We start from the raw sequence: 19,040 nt of genomic DNA, 5'->3' as shown, positions 1-19,040 counted from the left end.
CGGCCCCCGGGCACCGGCCCGCTCCCGATAGGCTGGGCGGATGACGCGAGCCGAGCAGCCAACGGTCGTGAGCCCCACCTCCGACACACTTGCCGCAGACTCACGCGAGCGCGCCGTACGAGCCCTGTTGCGTGTTCCCCCGCTGAAGCGGTTGTGGAGCGCCCAGCTCGTCGGCAGTACCGGCGATGCACTCGCCCTTCTCGTGCTGGTGTTGCTGTCGCTGCAAGCGGCGGTCCTTGAGGGCTCATTCGGGGCCGGATACCGCGGGGCGGCCTTTGCCGTCGCCGCCGTCTTCGGGGCCCGGATTATTTCCACCTTGCTCTTCGGAGCCGTACTCCTGGGGCCGCTGACGGCCCTGACGGCGCCGGGAGGGCCCCTCGACCGGCGATGGCTGATGATCGGCGCCGACGGGCTCCGGCTCGCGCTGCTGGTCATCGCGCCCCTGTGGATCGACTGGATGCCCGACAGGGCGCTCATGATGATTCTCGTCACTGTCTTCCTGACCGGTGCCGGTGAGCGCCTGTGGACGATCGCGAAGGACGGCGCGGCCCCCGCACTGCTGCCCGCCCCACCGATCGAGGGCGCCGCCGTGCGTCCGCTGCCGGATCACCTCGACGCTCTGCGCCGGCTGTCCCTGCGTACGGACTTCGCGGCCGTTCCCGCCGCCGCGGCCGTTCTGCTGGTCGCCACCCTGATCGGCAATCTGCTGGGCTCGGGCCTGGAATGGTTCTCGTTCCATCAGGCGGCCCTCGGCTCGTACGTCGCGGCCGGGCTGTTCTCCGCATCCGTCTCCACCCTGTACTTCCTGGAACTCCCCGGTACGCCGACGCCCCGTCCGCGCTCGCCCCTGGAGGGGCTGCGGCGTCCGTCCGCCGGCAGCGGACCGGACAAGGGCCGTACCGGAGCGGTCCCGCTGATCGTCGCGACGTGCGCCGCGGTCGCCGGAGCGATCGCGGCCGCGGCCGCCGTCGCCGTGCTGCACGCCGCGGACCTCGGCGGCGGCCCCGCCACCTTCGCCCTGCTGATCCTCGCCCTGACCGGCGGCACGGGAGTCGGCATCCGGACCGCGCAGAAGGTGCTGCCGACCCTGTCGCGACGGCGGCTGCTCTCCCTGGCCACCGCCGTCACCGGAGTCGCCCTCCTGGTGATGGGCCTGGTGCCGGACACGGCGACCGTCGTCCTGATCGCCGTGCTCGCCGGATACGCGGCGGGCGTCGCCGCGAACACCGGCCATGTGCTCGTCGACCAGGAGACCGAGGAATTCCGCCGGATCCGGACCACCGAGCACCTCCAGGCCGTCGTCCGGGTCCTGATCGCGCTCGGCGCGGTCGGCGGCCCGTTGGTGGCCGCCGCCATCGGCACCCACCGGCTCACCGCGGGCGACTTCGTCTTCGCGCACGGCGGTGCCGCCTTCACCCTGATGCTCATCGGCGCCCTGCTGCTGCCGGTCGCCGCGATCGTCCTCGCGAAGACGGACGACCGCTCCGGGGTGCCGCTCCGCCGCGATCTGCGGGAGGCGCTGCGGGGCGGGGACCCCGCGGTCGCGCCCGCCGCGACCGGCTTCTTCCTCGCCCTGGAGGGGGGTGACGGGGCAGGCAAGTCCACCCAGGTGGAGGCGCTCGCCGAGTGGATCCGCGCCAAGGGCCACGAGGTCGTCGTCACCCGTGAACCGGGTGCCACCCCCGTCGGCAAGCGGCTGCGTTCGATCCTGCTCGACGTGTCGTCGGCCGGGCTGTCCAACCGGGCCGAGGCCCTGCTGTACGCCGCCGACCGCGCCGAGCACGTCGACTCGGTCGTACGCCCGGCGCTTGAGCGGGGCGCGATCGTCATCTCCGACCGCTACATCGACTCGTCCGTCGCCTACCAGGGTGCGGGCCGCGATCTCGCGCCGACCGAGATCGCCCGGATCTCGCGCTGGGCGACGAGTGGGCTCGTGCCGCATCTGACGGTTCTGCTGGACGTCGACCCGCAGACCGCGAGGGAACGGTTCACCGAGGCGCCCGACCGGCTGGAGTCCGAGCCGCCCGAGTTCCACGCCCGCGTGCGCGCCGGCTTCCTGACCCTGGCCGCCGCCGACCCGACGCGCTACCTGGTGGTGGACGCCGGCCAGGAACCGGAGGCGATCACCACGGTCGTACGTCACCGGCTCGACCAGCTCCTTCCGCTCTCCGAGGCCGAGATCAAGGCCCGGGAAGAGGCGCGCAAGGCCGCCGAGGAGGAGGCCAGGCGCCTCGCCGAGGAGGAGGCCGCGCGCAAGGCGGAGGAGGAGCGCCTGGAGCGCGAGCGGCAGGAGCAGCTCGCCAAGCTCCGCGCCGAGGAGGAGGAGCGCAAGCGCCGCGAGGAGGAGGAAGCGCGCCGTCGCGAGGCGGAACGCCAGGCGGAGGAGGCCCGGCAGCGCGCCGAGGAGGCCCGCCGGATCGCCGAGGAGGAGCGCGCCCGGATCGAGGCGGAGGACGCGGTCCGCGAGGCCGAGCAGGCGCGGCTGCGCAGGCAGGCCGCGGAGGAGGCCCGGCTCCGCCAGGAGGCGGAGGCCCGGCGCCTGGAGAAGCAGCGCAAGGCGGAGGAGGCACTGCTCCGGGCCGAGGCAGCGCGCAGGCAGGCGGAGGCCGAGGCGGCGGCGGCCGCGGAGGCGAGGGCTTCGCGTGACGCGTCGCAGCCCTCATCGTCCTCGCGGTCCGAGTCGTCCTCGCGGTCCGAGTCGTCCTCGCCGTCCGTGCCGGACAACGAGCTGACGGTGCCGACTCCGATCGTCAACCCGAACGAGATCACGCAGCCGGTGCCTTCACCGGTGGACCCGCAGTCCGGCTCCGGGCGTCCCCGCGGCGCGTCGTCGTCCGCGCCCTGGCCTTCCGACGAGGCCGAGACGACGATGATCCCGAAGTTCTCCGACGCGTCCGGGCACCCGGGCTCCGCGGACGAGACGGCGGTCCTTCCGCCGGTACGGGACGAGGGCCGGGGCACCGGCCGGAACCCCGGGCGCGGCGCCGATCCCGCTGACCGGGTGCCGCGCGGCATCTTCCGGGACGAGCGGCCGGCGGACTCCGCACCGGAGGGCGAGAACGAGCGCACCCGCGAGCTGCCGCAGATCACCGACCCGCACGCGAACCCGCCCGCGGACCGGGATCAGCAGGAGCCCTCCGGCCGGTCGCGTCGCCCGCGCCCGGACTGGGCGGAGGAGACCCCGCTGGACGATCTGCCCACGCTGGCCGACGAGCTGCTCGGCGATCACGACGACGAGGGCCCCGAGCCCAGGGGCCGGGGACGCCGCCGCTGACCGGGTCGGCCGCCGATGGCCCCGCGCGCAGAGGCGCGGGGCCATCGGCGTAAGGACCGCTCGGCCACCGCACGCTCGGTATCGGCATCGATGTCAGACCCGTCCCTCACAATGGAAGCCGGATCGACGAACGTCACGGTTCTCGTCGCGGCGACAGCCATGACATGAACCACACGGAGCCGCACCGCCGTTTTACGGAACGCCGACGCGGCCGCACACCACCGGAAGGGCGGTGACTCATGTCCGTATGGGACGACCTGGTCGGCCAGGAGCGCGTGCAGGAGCAGCTCGGTGCCGCCGCCCGGGATGCCGACGCGCTGGTCACCGCCCATTCCGCGGGAGAGCCGGTGCCGCCCGGTTCGCGGATGACCCACGCCTGGCTGTTCACCGGCCCCCCGGGTTCGGGCCGGTCCACCGCCGCCCGGGCGTTCGCCGCCGCTCTGCAGTGCACCAGCCCGGACCGTGCCCTGGGCGGGGCGCCGGGCTGCGGCTTCTGCGACGGCTGCCATACGAGCCTCATCGGTACGCACGCCGATGTCGACGTCATCCGTACGGATCTGCTGTCCATCGGTGTGAAGGAGACCCGCGAGCTGGTCCGCCGCGCCCAGCTCTCGCCTGCCGTCGGGCGCTGGCAGGTCATCGTCATGGAGGACGCCGACCGCCTCACCGAGGGCGCGGGCAACGTCCTGCTCAAGGCGGTCGAGGAGCCCGCGCCGCGCACGGTGTGGCTGCTCTGCGCGCCCTCTCTGGAGGACGTGCTGCCGACGATCCGGTCGCGGTGCCGCCACCTCACCCTGCGTACTCCGTCGGTGGACGCCGTCGCAGATGTCCTGATCCGCCGCGACGGCATCGATCCGGAGCGGGCCGCGGCCGCCGCCCGCGCCACTCAGGGGCACATCGGCAGGGCCCGCCGCCTCGCCACCGACGAGCGGGCGCGTGCCCGCAGAGCGGCCGTCCTGAAGCTTCCGCTGCGGGTCGAGGACATCGGCGGCTGCCTCAAGGCCGCCCAGGAGCTGATCGATACCGCCACCGATGACGCGAAGCAGGCGTCGGAGGATGTCGACGTCAAGGAGACGGAGGACATGAAGGCCGCCCTCGGCGCCTCCGCCGGGGGGCGGATGCCGCGGGGCACGGCAGGGGTGATGAAGGATCTGGAGGACCGGCAGAAGCGCCGCAAGACCCGTACGCAGCGCGACAGCCTCGATCTGGCGCTCACCGAACTCATCGGGTTCTACCGCGATGTGCTCGCCCTGCAGCTGGGATCCCGGATCGCCATCGCCAACGCGGACGCCCAGGACTCCCTCGACCGCATCGCCCGTTCCTCCACGCCTGAGCGCACCCTGCGCCGGATAGAGGCGGTGACCGCCTGCCGCCGGGCCCTGGACCGCAACGTGGCCCCGCTGCTCGCGGTGGAGGCGATGACGATGGCGCTGCGGGCGGGCTGAGACGCGGATCACGCCCGGTTGCCTGACGTCATCGCGGCGCGGCCCGACCGGCCGTCGAATCACCCGAAAGAGCAGGGAATCGGACGAGCCGACGCCCGGCGGCTACGCTCCGGACATGCACACCAGGCGCCCGCTCCGCACCCTCGCCCTTGCGCTCGGCACTGCCGGCCTCCTCATCTCCGGCTGTACCGACGGGAGTTCGACGGCCGGCGCCTCCTCGCCCGCGCAGGCGGACTCGGCCTCACCCTCCGCCGTGCCGGCGGCGCTGAAGCCGTTCTACGCGCAGCACCTGAAATGGCGGGACTGCGGTGTCACCGGATTCCAGTGCACCACGATGAAGGCGCCGCTCGATTACGCGAAGTCGGACGGTGGCGAGATCAAACTGGCGGTCTCCCGCAAGAGGGCCACCGGGCCCGGCAAGCGGATCGGCTCCCTCCTGGTCAACCCGGGCGGTCCCGGCGGATCGGCCATCGGCTACCTCCAGGGGTACGCAGCGATCGGTTACCCCGCCCCGGTGCGCGCCCGCTACGACATGGTCGCCATCGACCCGCGCGGAGTGGCGCGCAGCGAACCCGTCGAATGCCTCACCGGTTCACAGATGGACGCCTACACACAGGTCGACCAGACTCCCGACGACGCCGTCGAGGTCACGAAGCTGAGCAGCGCCTTCAAGAAGTTCGCCACGGGCTGCGAGCAGCGCTCGGGCGAGATCCTGCCGCACGTCTCGACCGTGGAGACGGCCCGCGACATGGACATGCTGCGGGCACTGCTCGGAGACGATCAACTGCACTACGTCGGCGCCTCGTACGGAACGTTCCTGGGCGCGACATACGCCGACCTCTTCCCCGCGCGGGCGGGGCGTCTTGTTCTCGACGGCGCGATGGACCCCTCGCTCCCGTCGGCCGAGATGAACCGGGACCAGACCGCCGGCTTCGAGACGGCGTTCCAGTCCTTCGCGGCGGACTGCGTGAAGAAGACGGACTGCCCCCTCGGCACAGCATCCGCCGCCGACGCGGCGGTGAACCTGAAGAAGCTGTTCAGCGACCTCGACGCGCGGCCGATCGCCACCGGCGAGTCCCGCAAGCTCGGTGAATCCCTCGCCACCACGGGCGTCATCGCGGCCATGTACGACGAGACGGCCTGGCCCCAGCTGCGAGAGGCGCTGACCGGCGCCAAGGCGGGCGACGGCTCGGGCCTGCTCTCCCTGGCGGACAGCTACTACGAGCGCGAGCCGAACGGTACGTACACGAATCTCATGTACGCCAACGCGGCCGTGAACTGCCTCGACTCCCCGCCCGCCTTCGCCACCTCCCAGGCGGTCACCCAGGCCCTGCCCACCTTCGAGAAGGCCTCGCCGGTCTTCGGGAAGGGCTTCGCCTGGGCCTCCCTGAACTGCTCCTACTGGCCGGTCCCCGCCACCGGCACCCCGCACCCCGTCAAGGCCGAGGGCGCCGCCCCCATCGTGGTCGTCGGCACCACCCGGGACCCGGCGACCCCGTACAAGTGGGCCCGGTCCCTCGCCGGCCAGCTCTCCTCGGGCACCCTCCTCACCTACGAGGGTGACGGGCACACGGCGTACGGCCGCGGCAGCGACTGCATCGACACGGCGATCAACACGTACCTCCTGGACGGCACCGCGCCGGAGGACGGCAAGAAGTGCTCCTGACCTGCGGCGGAGGCGGGGGAACGGCCCGGTACGGAGCACTCCTCGAAACTGTGTAGACTTGGCGACGCTGCTGATCGCACCATGGTGCGACAGGGCGTGCCGCCTTAGCTCAGTTGGCCAGAGCAACGCACTCGTAATGCGTAGGTCTCGGGTTCGAATCCCGAAGGCGGCTCCGCTTAAGCCTCAGGACTCACTCGCCGTGACCTGGGGCTTTTGCTTTTGCCGGGGCGGAATCGGGCATGGGGAGCCGCACGGCGGGGATGCCGTGGAAGTGCTTGCGTGAGCGGAGTCGCTCGGGGACCTACTTCTCGGCCTCGGCCTTGCGCTGGAGGGGGACGAGCTTCGCTGTCGCCTCGGCGGGGCTCTTGCCCACGTGGGGGAGCACGCTCTGGTAGATGTCACGCGTGATCCGGGTGTCGCTGTGCCCGAGGGTGTCCGACACGATCTTGATGTCGATGTCGATGTCGGCGGCGAGCATGAGGGTGGCCGCGCCGTGTCGCAGATCGTGCAGGCGGATCGGCGGGAGGCCGGAAGCGGCAACCAAGCGCTCGAAGAGGTCGGTCACCTCGCCGGGGTGGAGCCAGGAGCCGTCCTCCTGCGTGAAGACGTGGCCAGTCTCGACCCAGGCCGTGCCCCACTTCTCGCGGTCCTTGTCCTGCCGCTCGCGGTGTCGCCTCAGGACGTCGACGGTGTCGTCGTCGAGGGCGACCACGCGGGAACCGCTGTCGGTCTTGGGGTCTGATCGCCTCCACTTCCCAGCCGTCCTGGACGAGCTGGGAAGAGACGGTAAGGAAGTGGGTGTCGAGATTCGTCTCCGACCACGGCTGCCCGCACGCCTCGCCACGGCGCAGGCCCCGGAAGGCGATCAGGTGCCACATCGCGTATAGCCGGTCCTCGGCGACGAAGTCGAGGAAGGCGCCGGTCGCACCGTGCGCGGACAGGTCCGACAGGAAGATTCAGGCCATAGTGTCGCGCCGGTGACTCATTTTCGCGGAGTTACGTGAGCAATGAGCGGGCGAACTGCGCGGCAGGGGGTGGATTTTACGGCGTAAGAATCGTATGCCATAGGTCGCTGAGCTGGGGGAAGCGAGATTGGATGGCCGTTGTGATGCACGCTTTCTGCCCCGGCGTGGAGCCCGAATCCGTTGCGAAGATGCGAGATGCGGGACGTGGCCGAAAGGTGTGGCCAAATTCTAGTGTAATCCAAGTAACACGTGAATTCGAGGTTACTGGGTGTGTTTAATGTGTGCGCGATTTCACCCGATGTAGTCATTCTGAGTGGGAGATGGTGCGGACGGTAATTGAAGTGGGCAGCGAGCTTCCGGTTGCGGGAGTGAAGGGGGTTGAAGCTCGGTCGCCGCGATGGCAACGTGGCGATGCGGTCGCGGCGAGTGATGAATTGCTGTGGGTGGCCGCAGTTCTGGTGACGCCCAACAACGGGGGAAATTTTGTCAATAAGCAAGAATGTCGGCAAGATCTTGGTGGGCGGCGTTGCCGCGGTCGCTCTCTCCGGGGTCGGCTCGGCCTATGCCGGCGGCGCCGGAGAAGACCTGTACTCGGTCACCACTGGTGCGTCGACGTGGAGTATCGAGCCCAACTCGTCTATGGCGCTCAAGGACACGGTCGAGGATGGGGACGCCGTGTACAGCCTGTACGACAAGCGGTACAACACAGGTCTGCGCTTGAACAACAGCAGCGGTGTGGGAAACACGGTGTACACGACCGGCGACTACGCCAACTACATCTCCAAGGTGACCGCTTGCGTCAACCTCAACAACACGCCGGACCGTTGCGGTCAGGACGACCGTCCTGGCGACGGGCACTGAGGCAGTAAATATGCGGTGGGGTGCTCTGGGGCGCCGCCCCACCGCTACCGCATGTCGGGGGACAGCGCACGGTGAGGATGGGACAAGTGGGCACGGCACATGGTCAGGCGGCGGAACCGCAGCCAGTACTGGAGATAGCCGGCCTCGGCTATGCGATAGGTGGGCGAACCCTGTTCGGCGGCCTCTCGCTCTCGCTGAGGGCGGGTGAGTCCGTCGCTGTGACGGGGCCGAGCGGATCCGGAAAGAGCACGCTTCTGTCATGCGTGCTCGGTCTGATCAAGCCCGACAGCGGATCGGTGGCTGTGACCGGTGCGGCTGTCACCGGCCTTCGGCAGGCGAAACTGGCCCGTTTGCGTGCTCAGTCCATAGGCATGGTCTTCCAGTTCGGTGAGCTTCTCCCGGAACTGAGTCCCCTGGACAATGTGTACCTGGCTGCACTGCTGGCCCGTGGCGGTCGCGGTCGTGAGGTGCGTGAGCGGGCTCAGCGGCTCCTCGATGAGCTGGGGGTTCCGCGAGCTGCGACGAGCCAGGAGCTCTCCGGTGGAGAGCGGCAGCGCACGGCGGTGGCCCGCGCGCTCATCAACGAGCCGGCGTTGCTGCTGGCGGACGAGCCCACGGGCGCGCTGGACTCCGAGGCCCGGGACAAGACCGCAGAGTTGCTGTTCGACTTGCCGCGACAGTACGCGTGCGGACTTTTGGTGGTCACCCACGACCCGGGCATTGCCGCCCGGGCGGACCGGACGTTGCACCTTTCGGCCGGAGTCCTGGAGTCGGCCGTTGCAGGTGGGGCGCAGTGATGGTCGGCGCAGGAGCGGGCAGCCTTCCCCGGCGGCTCCTGGCGGTTGGGCGGGCTGCCGGTCGACGGGCGGAGGCGGGGGGCGTCCGCGTTGTTGCTCTGCTTCTTGCCACGGTGGTCCTGTCCGTCACGTTGGCCGGTCTGGCAGCGGTCCATGCCGTGTATGTGGGCAAGGAGGAGCGCCGGGTTGCGCGAACTCCGGTGGTTCAGCAGCACGCCGGCGGCCAGGGTTCCACCATGGGGTTGGTGGCCTCCGACTCGCTTGTGAACGAGCGGCGTTTCAGCGTCGTGTTCCTGGCCCCGCACGAGGGTGATGCGCCGCTGCCGCCGGGCGTGGAGCGATGGCCGGCGCCCGGGGAGGCCGTGCTGTCGCCGGCCTTGAGGAAGGCAGGGGCGGCCGAGGGTATCGATCACCGCTACGGCGAACTGGCCGGCACCATCAAGATGTCCGGCCTCGACGAGCCGACGGAATGGCTCGCCTATGTCCGCCCCCGTGATGGCCTCAGCGACAAACGGCCGAGCGAAGTCATCGCCGGGTTCGGGCCGGCGGCCGACGGGCTGTTCGCGCCTGGTCTGGAGCCCGGCTCGGGGCGCGTGGATGACAAGTCCGAGTGGATGTTCCTGTCTGCCGTGGGCGGCATGGTCGGCTTGCCGGGCCTGGCGCTGCTGCTGATCGCTGTGCGCACGGGGGCTCATGCCCGCGACCGCAGGACCGCTCTGGTTGCCGCGCTCGGCGGCCGGCGGACGGATCGCGCCCTGGTGGCCGTCGGCGAGGCAGGGCAACCGGTCCTGGCCGGCGCGTTGCTCGGCGGGGCGGCTGTGGCGTGGGCCATGCTCGATGACCTTCGCATTCCATTCACCGGATACGTTCTGTCTTCCGGATATCTGCGTCAGTACGGCTGGTGGGTCGTATTCGTACCCGTTGCGGTCCTTGTGGCGGTCCTCGCGGCTGTTGTCGTGGCCGAGCTGGCCCCGCGTCGGGGCGCGATGGGTACACGGCCTTACAGCCAGGTCGCCTCCGCCTGGCTGCCGCGCCTTGCCGCGCTGTTCCCCGTCATGTTCCTGGTGGCTGTGCGGGGGCCTGACTTCGTCGGATCCGACTCCGGGCCGCGGGCTCTGGTCAGCTGGGCAGGCATTGCGGGTACGGTCCTGACGCTTCCGGCGGCCATGGCGGTCGCCACCGCGGCTGCTGGGCGGATCATCGCCCGCTGGGGGCAGTCACGCGGTCTGGCCGGAACTCTCGTGGCAGGGCGCCGTGCGAACACCTATCCGGGCAGCACCGCTCGGTTGATCACCGGCATTACGGTGGCATTGATCGTTCTCCTGCAAGCGGTCGCCTGGCAGGGGCTGTTCGGCTCACAGAGCGCGGACGCGCAGCACACTCTCGATCGAATAGGGAGGAGCGCGCTGTCCGTCGGTGTCCGGGGCAAGGTGTCGGACGGGGCCATGACCACGTTCCTGAACCGGCTGCCGGACAACACCGAAGCCCTCCTCCTAGCGGGGTCGGGCGGCGGCAGTGGTGGCACAGGCCCTATGAGGCTCTACGGCGACTGCCCGGCCCTGGCCGCCCTGCACCTCCAGTGCCCTGCACTCTCAGCCCGCATCGACGGGGCGCCGCAAGACCCCAGACTGCGAGAGCTGATCAGATGGACCCCGCACGACACCCTGGTGATGGAGGTCCGCCGTACCGACCTTCGTGAATTCGCTCACCGCGCAGCCTCATCCGCCGAGAATTCCTCTCTCGTGCTTGTACGTCGTGACGGGGCGGCCGTCCCCGTCGCCGCTGTCAAGCAGCTGGCCCACGAGGTGCTCCCGCGTGGAGCGCGGGCCAGTGCCCCGGGCGAGGATGAGCTGACCGCCGGCACCCCCAACCGGGACCAGGGGCGTTGGAGTACCTTGCTGGGTCTGATCGGCGTCGCTGTGCTCACGGTCACTGCCGGCCTGACGGCCATGGCGGAGTTCCTCCGTCACGGCCGGGCACTCGCACCGCTGACCGTGCTCACCGGTGGACTCCGCGTCTTCCGCACGAGTGCCGGCTGGTCCGTCCTGATGCCGCTCCTCTTGGCGGCCCTTGCTGGGAATGCTGTAGCAGCCGGCCTCGCGGACCCGGTCTCCACAAGCGACGACGCCTTCCTCACCAACGAGTTGACCATGGCGGCTGCGACTACCGTCCTGGCCGTCGGGGCTCTCATGTGGTTGTGGGCAAGCACGGTCGCGGTGCGACAGGCCCGTCGCTGGCGCCCGCGCGGGGACTGACAGCCGCGAGTCCTGGGCGGCTGCGGACCACCCTGGTCTATGTACACTGCCGAGCTCGAAACGGCCCAGCCGCCCGGTTGGCGGTCGCGATGCGGGACCCGGTCACGCATCACTCGCGCAGTCAACAGCGATGTTCTGCGTGAGCGATGCGTGATCGGACCGGCGAGCACGAGGGCGGACTCGGTGTCACGCGAACCGGGACCGCGCTTCTCTGGTCAGCGGAAACGGGATTCTGCGGCATCGTGTGGCACCGTCCGGGACGATCGTGCAGGCCCTCGTAATGCGTAGGTCTCGGGTTCGAATCCCGAAGGCGGCTCGGATCAGCCCCAGGACTCACTCGCCGTGACCTGGGGCTTTTTCATGCCCGGACTCGGCAGGGCCGGTACCGGGCCCGCCTCGCACGCCTGGTGGCCGGCCGGTGGCCGGGAGGGGAGAACGGTGGGGCGGTGCGGGGTCTCTTCGGTGCCGTCCGGCAGGGGCTGATGTGTATGATCGCCGCCCGGGCCGGTCTCCGGCACTCTGCGCCGCTGCAATGGACCCGATCAGCAGCGGTGATGAAGGAGGCGGCGGATGACGAGCCCCATGGGCGGGGAGATACCGGGGCCGGCAGGCGGCAGAGCCGTGCTGGCAGCGTCCCCCGCACCGGAGCGGTCGACTGCGCCCGCGCCTGGTCGGGGCAGCCGGGATCCCTTCTTCGACAATGCCAAGTTCCTGCTGCTCGTCCTTGTGGTCTGCGCGCATTTCTGGGCCGACTGGATCAACCACAGCGATGCCGTCAGGTCGGCGGCGGCCTGGGTCTACTCGTTCCACATGCCGGCCTTCATCGTGCTTTCCGGCTACCTCTCCCGTAGCTTCACCGCGCGCCCGGATCAGGTGAAGCGGCTGATTACCGGAGTTCTGGTCCCGTATCTGATCTTCGAGACCCTGTACGCCCTCGTCCGGCAGTACGTCCTCGACGAGGGCGAGATCGACATCACCGTCCTCCAGCCCTGGTTCGTGTGCTGGTTCCTCGTCGCCCTGTTCATCTGGCGCATCACAGCCCCCGTCTGGCGGGCTGTGCGTTGGCCGGTGGCCGTCGCTGTCGTGATCTCGATGCTTTCGGGTCTCACCAGTAATGGGAACATCCTGCAGTTCGCCCGGGTGCTCCAGTTCCTCCCTTTCTTCGTGCTGGGTCTGCAACTGCGCAGGGAGCACTTCGAGTGGCTGCGCTCCCGGCACATCAGGGTGGTCTCGGCCGTGGTGCTGTGCCTGGCGCTGCCCGCCTCCTACGTGGTGGCTCCGCGGCTGGCCGAGTGGGAATGGTTCAGCTGGCGGCACGACTACACCGAGCTGCACGTATCGCTTTCGTTCTGGTTCTTCATGCGGATCGCGCTGTTCGTCGCCGCGGCGGTCATGACGGCGGCGTTCTTCTCTCTCGTCCCCAACCGCACGACGTGGTACACGGTCATGGGCACGCGCACCATGTACGCGCTCCTGCTGCACCCGCTGCTCTACCGTGCGGCTGTGGACGCCGGGGTCTACTCCCGGTTGGATTCACCGTGGGGCAAAGTCGCGCTGACCGCTGTGGCCGCCGTTGTCGCCGTCCTGCTGATGACCGCTGTCGTGCAGCGGATCTTCCGGCCTCTCGTCGAGCCTCGCCTGCACCGGCTCATGTCCTGAAGTTCCCGGATCAGGCAAGCGGCTTCCGCTGCGCCTCAGCCCCTCAGGTAGGCCAGTACCGCCAGCACCCGGCGGTTCGTCGTGTCGTCCAGTGACAGGTCGAGCTTGCCGAGGATGCTGCCGAAGTGCTTGCTGACCGTCCCCTCGCTGACCGTCATCGCCGCGGCGATCGACGCGTTGGACCTGCCCTCCGCCATCAGGGCCAGCACCTCCTGCTCGCGCGCGGTCAGCCGGGCGAGCGGGTCCCGGCGACGGCGGATCAGCTGGCGGACCACCTCGGGGTCCACGACCGTGTTCCCGGCGGCGACCCGGTGCAGGGCGTCGATGAACTCCTCGACGTCGCCGACGCGTTCCTTGAGCAGATAGCCGACGCCCCTGCCGTCGGCGGAGTCGAGCAGCTCCTCGGCGTAGGCACGCTGGACGTACTGGCTGAGTACGAGAATGGGCAGCCCCGGCTGCCGGGTCCGGAGCTCGATCGCGGCGCGCAAACCCTCGTCGGAGAAGCCGGGCGGCATGCGTACATCGGTCACCACGATGTCCGGGCCGTGCTCGGCCACGGCTGCGGTCAGCTCGTCCGCCGTGCCGGCGCCCGCCACCACCTGATGGCCGAACCGCTCCAGCAGACCGATCAGTCCCTCCCGCAGGAGCACACTGTCCTCGGCCAGTACGATGCGCACGCTCACGTCCTCGTATCCGCAGGTGAGAGGGGGACCTGCAGCCGAAACACCGTGGGCCCGCCGGGCGGACTGGACACTAGCAGGTGGCCGTCGAGCACCGAGATACGGTCGGCCACACCCTGGAGCCCCGTGCCGCCACGGGTGTCGGCGCCGCCCGATCCGTCGTCCCACACCTCCATGACCAGCCGGCGCCGCTCCACCCGGCCGCTCACCCGGGCACGCCCCGCCCCACTGTGTTTGGCCACATTGGCCAGCGCCTCGCAGACCGCGAAGTAGACCGCGGTCTCCACCGCTTGGGGGAGCCGGTCCGGCAGGTCGAAGGCCACGTCCACGGGGACCACCGACCGGTCCGCGACGTCCTCGACCGCCGCCTGGAGGCCGCGGTCGGTGAGGACCTGGGGGTGGATGCCCTGGATGAGCTCCCTGATCTCCACCAGCGCGACCCCGGCCTCCTCATGGGCCTTGGTGAGCAGCCCGGCCAGCGGTTCGGCCGGGTTCTCCAGCCTGGCCAGACCGAGCGTCATGGACAGGGCGACCAGCCGTTGCTGCGCGCCGTCGTGCAGATCGCGTTCGATCCGACGGCGTTCCGCCTCGAAGGCGTCCACCAGTCGCATCCGGGAGCGGCCAAGCTCCCGCAGCCGGGAGTCGAGGCCGGCCTCCGGAGCGGAGAGCAACTGCCGCGTCAGCGCTGCCCGGCCGGCCGCGAGGACCCCCAGCGGATACGCGACCAGCGGCAGCAGCACCAGTCCCGCGAGCAGCGCCGCGAAGGCCGGCGGATAGGTGTCGATCAGCCAGATCTTGAGGACGCGGGTTTCCTCGCCGCCGCTCGCCGCCAGCATCACGGGGGCGGCGATCAGTCCGCCGCAGACGACGAGCGCCGTCCCCACGGCCAGCGCCTCCAGCGGCCACAGCACCAGGGCGAACAGCAGCGCGTAGCCCAGCTCCCACCAGGTGGCCCGCTCCTGGAGGCGGGTGCGCAGCCAGGCGGAGAGGCCGGTGCCGTCCGGTTCGCGGTGGGCCGCGGCGAGGGGCCGCGGGTCGATCAGCCGCAGCCGGCGCCGCTCCAGAGCGGCCAGCGGAATGCCCGCGAGCACGAGAGTGAGGAGCAGCGGGATGCCGATCAGGATCACGGTGAGCGCGCTGCCCGCGACCGCCAGGAGGAGGAGTGCGGTGAGGGTCGCGAGGCCCAGGGGCACGCTCGTCAGCAGGTAGAGCGTGGCGCGCCACGGCCAGGCGCTGCGCAGGTAGCGGCGCCGGCGCAGGGCCTGCCCGAGGCCCGGGGAGGGCACGGGGGCGGCGGAAGGGGCGGCGGGGGAGGGCATGGGGGAACGGTAGGCCGGGTCCGGTGGGGCGGACCACCCGGCGAGATGGAGCCCGGGGGTGGAGCTACCTCCACCCCCAGGACTCCCGCTCCCTGCGATGTGCGGCAGGGGCGGCGCCGGTTGAGTGGGCGTCATGAATCACGCAGCTGTCCGACTCCGCTCGGTCACCCGGTCCTACGGCACGAACACCGGCGCGGTGACCGCGCTGGACGGGGTCTGCCTGGACGTCCCCCGGGGCACGTTCACCGCCGTCATGGGCCCCTCGGGATCCGGCAAGTCGACCCTGCTCCAGTGCGCCGCCGGTCTCGACCGGCCCACCGGCGGACAGGTGTTTCTCGGCGACACGGAACTGACCGGACTCAGCGAGCGGAAGTTGACGCTGCTCCGCCGCACCCGCATCGGCTTCGTCTTCCAGGCGTTCAACCTCCTTCCCGCGCTGACCGCCGAGCAGAACGTCGCCCTTCCGCTGAGGCTGGCCGGCCGCCGGCCGAAGCGGGCCGGCGTACTGGACGTACTGGAGCGGGTCGGGCTGCGGGAACGGGCCGGGCACCGGCCCGGTGAGCTGTCCGGCGGGCAGCAGCAGCGCGTGGCCCTGGCCCGCGCCCTGATCACCCGGCCCGATGTGCTGTTCGGCGACGAACCCACCGGCGCCCTGGACTCCACGACCGGGCGGCAGGTGCTGTCGCTGCTGCGCACCATGGTCGACGGCGGCCAGACGGTGATCATGGTGACGCACGATCCGGTCGCCGCCTCGTACGCGGACCGGGTGCTGTTCCTCGCCGACGGCCGGGTGCGGGACGAGCTGTCCGCCCCGTCCGCCGAGCAGGTCGCGGCGCGCATGACGCGGATGGCGGTGGCCTCGTGCTGAGCCTCACGCTGCGCGGCATGCGGACCCGATGGGTCACCTTCGTCGGCTCCTTCCTCGCCCTGGCCCTCGGCGTGGGGATCATCGCCACCACCGGGCTGGCCCTCGCGGCCACGTTCGACGCCCCGCGTCACGGGCCCGAGCGGTTCGCCGCCGCACCCGTCGTCGTCCGGGGCGAGGACCGGTTGCGCGTACGTACTCCGAGCGGCGTCCGGACCCGCGAGCTGACGTCGCCCCGGGCCGTCCCCGCGGAACTCGCCGCGGCGCTCGCGCGGCTCGGCCCCACGGTCGAGGACCGCACGTTCCCCGTCTCCACCGGCGCCGCGCGCCTCGACGGGGACGGCGGGGCGACGGTCGGCCACCCGTGGCCGGTCGCGGCCGCCACCCCCTACCGGCTGTCCGCCGGACGGGCCCCGGCCGCCGCCGGAGAGGTGGTCGTCACCGCGGGGGGCGGCGCCGATGTGCGTACGGGGGACCGGATCACGGTCACCACCGCTGCGGGGACCGGGGCCCGGACGGTCGTCGGCACGGTGCGCCCCAAGGGGTTCGAGACCGCTGTGTTCTTCACCGCGGCCGAGTCAGCCCGGATCTCCCCGCACCTCGACGCCGTGGTGATGCACGCGGATCCGGCGGCAGTGCGCGCGGTCGTGGACCGGGAGGACCGGATGGCGGTGCTCACCGGTGACGACCGCCGCCGGGCCGACCCCGACCCGGACCGGGACGCCGAGGCGCTCGTCTCCGTGAACGCCCTGCTGGGCACGGCCGCGGGCATCACCGCGTTCGTCTCGGTCTTCGTGGTCGCCTCCACGTTCTCCTTCGCGGTCGCCCAGCGCCGCCGCGAGTTCGGCCTGCTCCGCACGGCGGGCGCGACCCCCGGCCAGGTCCGGCGGACGGTCTACGCCGAAGCGCTCGTCATCGGCGTACTGGCCTCGGCCGCGGGCTGCAGGCTGGGCCTCCTGGGTGCGCCCCGGCTCGCCTCCTGGATGACGGGCGAGGGGATCGCGCCCCGCTGGTTCGCGATCGGCGACCAGAACTGGCCGCTGCACACCGCCTTCTGGACCGGACTCGCCGTCGCACTGGCCGGCGCGGTCGCCGCCTCGCGCCGGGCAGGCAGGGTGGCGCCGGCCGAGGCGCTGCGCGAATCGGCCGTCGACAGCGGCTCGATGCCGCTGAGCCGGGTGCTGGCCGGCGCGGCCGTCCTGCTGACCGGGGCCGTTCTGCTCGGCATCGCCCTCGTGCAGGACCCCGGCAGCGTCCTCAAGCGCAAGACGTACGTCACCCAGCCGATGCTGTTCATCGTCGGCTTCGCCCTGTTCGCACCCGTTCTCGTACGGCCGGTCACCCGCTTCCTCGCCTGGCTGCCCGCCCAACTGCCCGGTGCCACCGGCGTACTGGCGAGGGAGAACGCCTCCGCCGGACTGCGCCGCACGGCCGCCGTCGCGGCTCCGGTGATCCTCACCGTGGCGCTGGCCGCCTCGCTGATGGGGACGACGGCCACCCTCGCCGAGGCCCGGGCCACCGAGGGGCGCACGCAACTGACCGCGGACTTCGTGGTCACGTCCGGCGGCGGGGACGGCGCGCTGTCCCCGCAGTTCGTCGAGCGCGTCCGGCACATCTCGGGCGTCGTCGTCAGCGCCTCGCGGTCCACCTCCGTGACCGTGCTGGAGGAAGGCACGGCCCTGGTCGGCTCCGAGGCGCGGGCCGTGGATCCGGCCGACGTGGGGGCGGTCTCGGCGCTGCCCGTGGTGGCGGGCAGTCTCGCGGACCTCGACGACAACTCCCTCGTCGTCAACAAGGAGTGGATGACCACGACGGTGGGCGAGCGCGTCGGCGTCTGGCTGGCCGACGGCCGCAAGGTCACCCTGCGGGTGGCGGCCGTGCTCAGCACCGGCACAGGGAACAACGGCGTGTACGTGACCCCGCGCAACGCCGGCGGCGCCGCGGTCGACCGGATCGACGTCAAGGCCGTGGGCGGTGGCGGGCCTTCGGCCGTCGCGGCGCAGTTGGAGGCGGCCGCCCGGGGGACAGGTGCCGTGGTCGCGACGAGGGCCGGATGGCTGGCGGAGGACCACCGGCGGACCGGCGAGAACACCCGCCTGGGGCTGCTGATGATCCTGCTCATCGCCCTGGTGTACACGGGCATCGCCCTGGCCAACACACAGGTCATGGCCACCTCCGACCGGGTGCGCGACCTGGCGGTGCTCCGGCTCGCCGGGGCGACGAAGGCGCAGGTGCTGCGGCTCGTGGGGGCGGAAGCACTGGTCGTGGTGGCGGTGGGCGCGGTGCTCGGCGGAGCGGTGGCCGCGCTGAACCTGCTCGGCGTACGGACCGCACTGGGGCTGCTCGACGTCCACTCGGCCGTTGTCGCCCCGTGGGGGACCATCGGCTCGGTCGTCGCGGTGAGCGCGCTGGTGGCCGTGGTCGCCGCGGTGCTGCCCGCCTCGCTCGCGTTGCGCACCAGGCCGGTCGAACTCGCGGGAACGGCAGGGTAATCGGCCCGGGCCCTATTGCGAGAGCGCGGTGACCAGGGCCACCGCCTCGCCGATCAGGCCCCGTTCGGCCGGGCTCAGCGTCGGGTTGGCGGCGCGGCGGGCCGCCGCGCCGGCGAGGTGGCGGTCCGGGAGGCCGCCCTCCGCCAGGAGGAGGTGGGGCACCAGGGCGGTCAGCAGCTCGCGTGCGCCGTCGGCCGCCGGGTGGTCAGGATCGACGGCCACCTGGGCCAGGATCAGCGCCGACATGGCCCGGTCCAGGGCGGGCGGGCCCTCCTCGGTGTTGCTCCAGTCGATCACCATCGGGCCGTCGGCCGTCAGCATCACGTTGTCCGGATGCAGGTCGAGGTGGAGGATCCGGTCCGCGGGATCCTGCGAGAGCCGGGCCGGGACGGTGTGCAGATCGGTGAGCAGACGGGCCAGCACGGCGGATCCCTCGGCTCCGTCCATGTCGCCGCTGACCAGGGACTCGAGCATCGTCGGCCCGGTCAGCCGCTGCAGGATCAGATCGCCGGGGCCGGCCGAAGGGGGCCGCGGGCCGAGCCGGGGGACCGGGTAGCCCGAGGCCGACAGGTAGGAGATGACGGGCAGCTCGCGGGTGGCGTCCAGCCCGTCGCGGTAACGCCGCAGGACCCACTGCTCGTCCAGTTCGTATACGTCGGCGGAGCGCCCGCTGCCCAGCCTCTGGCCTATTCGCATGAGAGGAACCTACTCGCGCGGGCCGTGGGCGGGGAGGGCGATCGCGCGTGTTCCGCCCTGTCGCCG

The 19,040-nt window shown here is 71.4% G+C and carries 12 protein-coding genes, 1 tRNA gene and 1 pseudogene; 10 read left to right on the top strand and 4 right to left on the bottom strand.

Annotated elements, in window-relative coordinates:
* Positions 1-40 precede the first annotated feature (40 nt).
* From tmk to ABTX18_RS11790, 4 genes are all read left to right on the top strand, one after another.
* Entirely contained in the window at positions 41-3,274 is a 3,234-nt protein-coding gene (gene tmk, locus ABTX18_RS11805) for a dTMP kinase (protein ID WP_352122575.1), read from the top strand.
* 239 nt (positions 3,275-3,513) lie between these two features.
* Positions 3,514-4,719: a DNA polymerase III subunit delta' gene (locus tag ABTX18_RS11800; protein ID WP_352122574.1), complete on the top strand. Its 1,206-nt coding sequence runs from the start codon at positions 3,514-3,516 to the stop codon at positions 4,717-4,719.
* 115 nt (positions 4,720-4,834) lie between these two features.
* On the top strand, positions 4,835-6,385 hold the full coding sequence (locus ABTX18_RS11795; RefSeq protein ID WP_352122573.1) for an alpha/beta hydrolase: 1,551 nt from the start codon (positions 4,835-4,837) through the stop codon (positions 6,383-6,385).
* Between the two features lie 98 nt (positions 6,386-6,483).
* A tRNA-Thr gene (locus ABTX18_RS11790) sits at positions 6,484-6,557 on the top strand.
* Between the two features lie 129 nt (positions 6,558-6,686).
* Here the strand turns inward: ABTX18_RS11790 and ABTX18_RS11785 are convergent.
* Positions 6,687-7,308, bottom strand: a pseudogene (locus ABTX18_RS11785) (site-specific integrase); the annotation flags it as partial.
* Positions 7,309-7,833: 525 nt separating this feature from the next.
* Between ABTX18_RS11785 and ABTX18_RS11780 the strand changes: the two are divergent.
* The 4 genes from ABTX18_RS11780 (at position 7,834) to ABTX18_RS11765 (ending at position 12,922) form a co-directional block, all read left to right on the top strand.
* A complete protein-coding gene (locus ABTX18_RS11780) occupies positions 7,834-8,211 on the top strand; it encodes a hypothetical protein (RefSeq protein ID WP_352122572.1) in 378 nt (125 codons plus the stop codon).
* Positions 8,212-8,288: 77 nt separating this feature from the next.
* Positions 8,289-9,008: an ABC transporter ATP-binding protein gene (locus tag ABTX18_RS11775; RefSeq protein ID WP_503061128.1), complete on the top strand. Its 720-nt coding sequence runs from the start codon at positions 8,289-8,291 to the stop codon at positions 9,006-9,008.
* 113 nt (positions 9,009-9,121) lie between these two features.
* The gene (locus ABTX18_RS11770) at positions 9,122-11,263 is read left to right on the top strand and encodes an ABC transporter permease (RefSeq protein ID WP_352122570.1); all 2,142 of its coding nucleotides are present in this window, start codon (positions 9,122-9,124) and stop codon (positions 11,261-11,263) included.
* A 570-nt stretch (positions 11,264-11,833) separates the two neighbouring features.
* Positions 11,834-12,922 (top strand): acyltransferase family protein, encoded by a 1,089-nt coding sequence (locus ABTX18_RS11765; RefSeq protein WP_352122569.1) that lies wholly within the window; start codon positions 11,834-11,836, stop codon positions 12,920-12,922.
* Positions 12,923-12,957: 35 nt separating this feature from the next.
* On the opposite strand, the gene ABTX18_RS11760 is transcribed toward ABTX18_RS11765, so the two are convergent.
* Positions 12,958-13,599, bottom strand: a complete 642-nt coding sequence (locus ABTX18_RS11760; protein WP_352122568.1) for a response regulator transcription factor — start codon at positions 13,597-13,599, stop codon at positions 12,958-12,960.
* 2 nt (positions 13,600-13,601) lie between these two features.
* Positions 13,602-14,921: a sensor histidine kinase gene (locus tag ABTX18_RS11755; RefSeq protein WP_352122567.1), complete on the bottom strand. Its 1,320-nt coding sequence runs from the start codon at positions 14,919-14,921 to the stop codon at positions 13,602-13,604.
* A gap of 133 nt (positions 14,922-15,054) precedes the next feature.
* On the opposite strand from ABTX18_RS11755, the gene ABTX18_RS11750 reads away from it, so the two are divergent.
* Entirely contained in the window at positions 15,055-15,789 is a 735-nt protein-coding gene (locus ABTX18_RS11750; RefSeq protein WP_352122566.1) for an ABC transporter ATP-binding protein, read from the top strand.
* Positions 15,783-18,278 (top strand): FtsX-like permease family protein, encoded by a 2,496-nt coding sequence (locus tag ABTX18_RS11745; RefSeq protein WP_352122565.1) that lies wholly within the window; start codon positions 15,783-15,785, stop codon positions 18,276-18,278. Before ABTX18_RS11750 ends, ABTX18_RS11745 begins: the two co-directional genes overlap by 7 nt.
* A gap of 12 nt (positions 18,279-18,290) precedes the next feature.
* On the opposite strand, the gene ABTX18_RS11740 is transcribed toward ABTX18_RS11745, so the two are convergent.
* Positions 18,291-18,974 (bottom strand): phosphotransferase, encoded by a 684-nt coding sequence (locus ABTX18_RS11740; protein WP_352122564.1) that lies wholly within the window; start codon positions 18,972-18,974, stop codon positions 18,291-18,293.
* Positions 18,975-19,040 lie beyond the last annotated feature (66 nt).

It is taken from the genome of Streptomyces sp. NPDC096323 (genome assembly GCF_040302845.1).
In the GTDB taxonomy this organism is placed as follows: Bacteria; Actinomycetota; Actinomycetes; order Streptomycetales; family Streptomycetaceae; genus Streptomyces.
The sequence above is the reverse complement of the archived record's forward strand: the minus strand, read 5'-3'. Positions and strand labels throughout refer to the sequence as shown.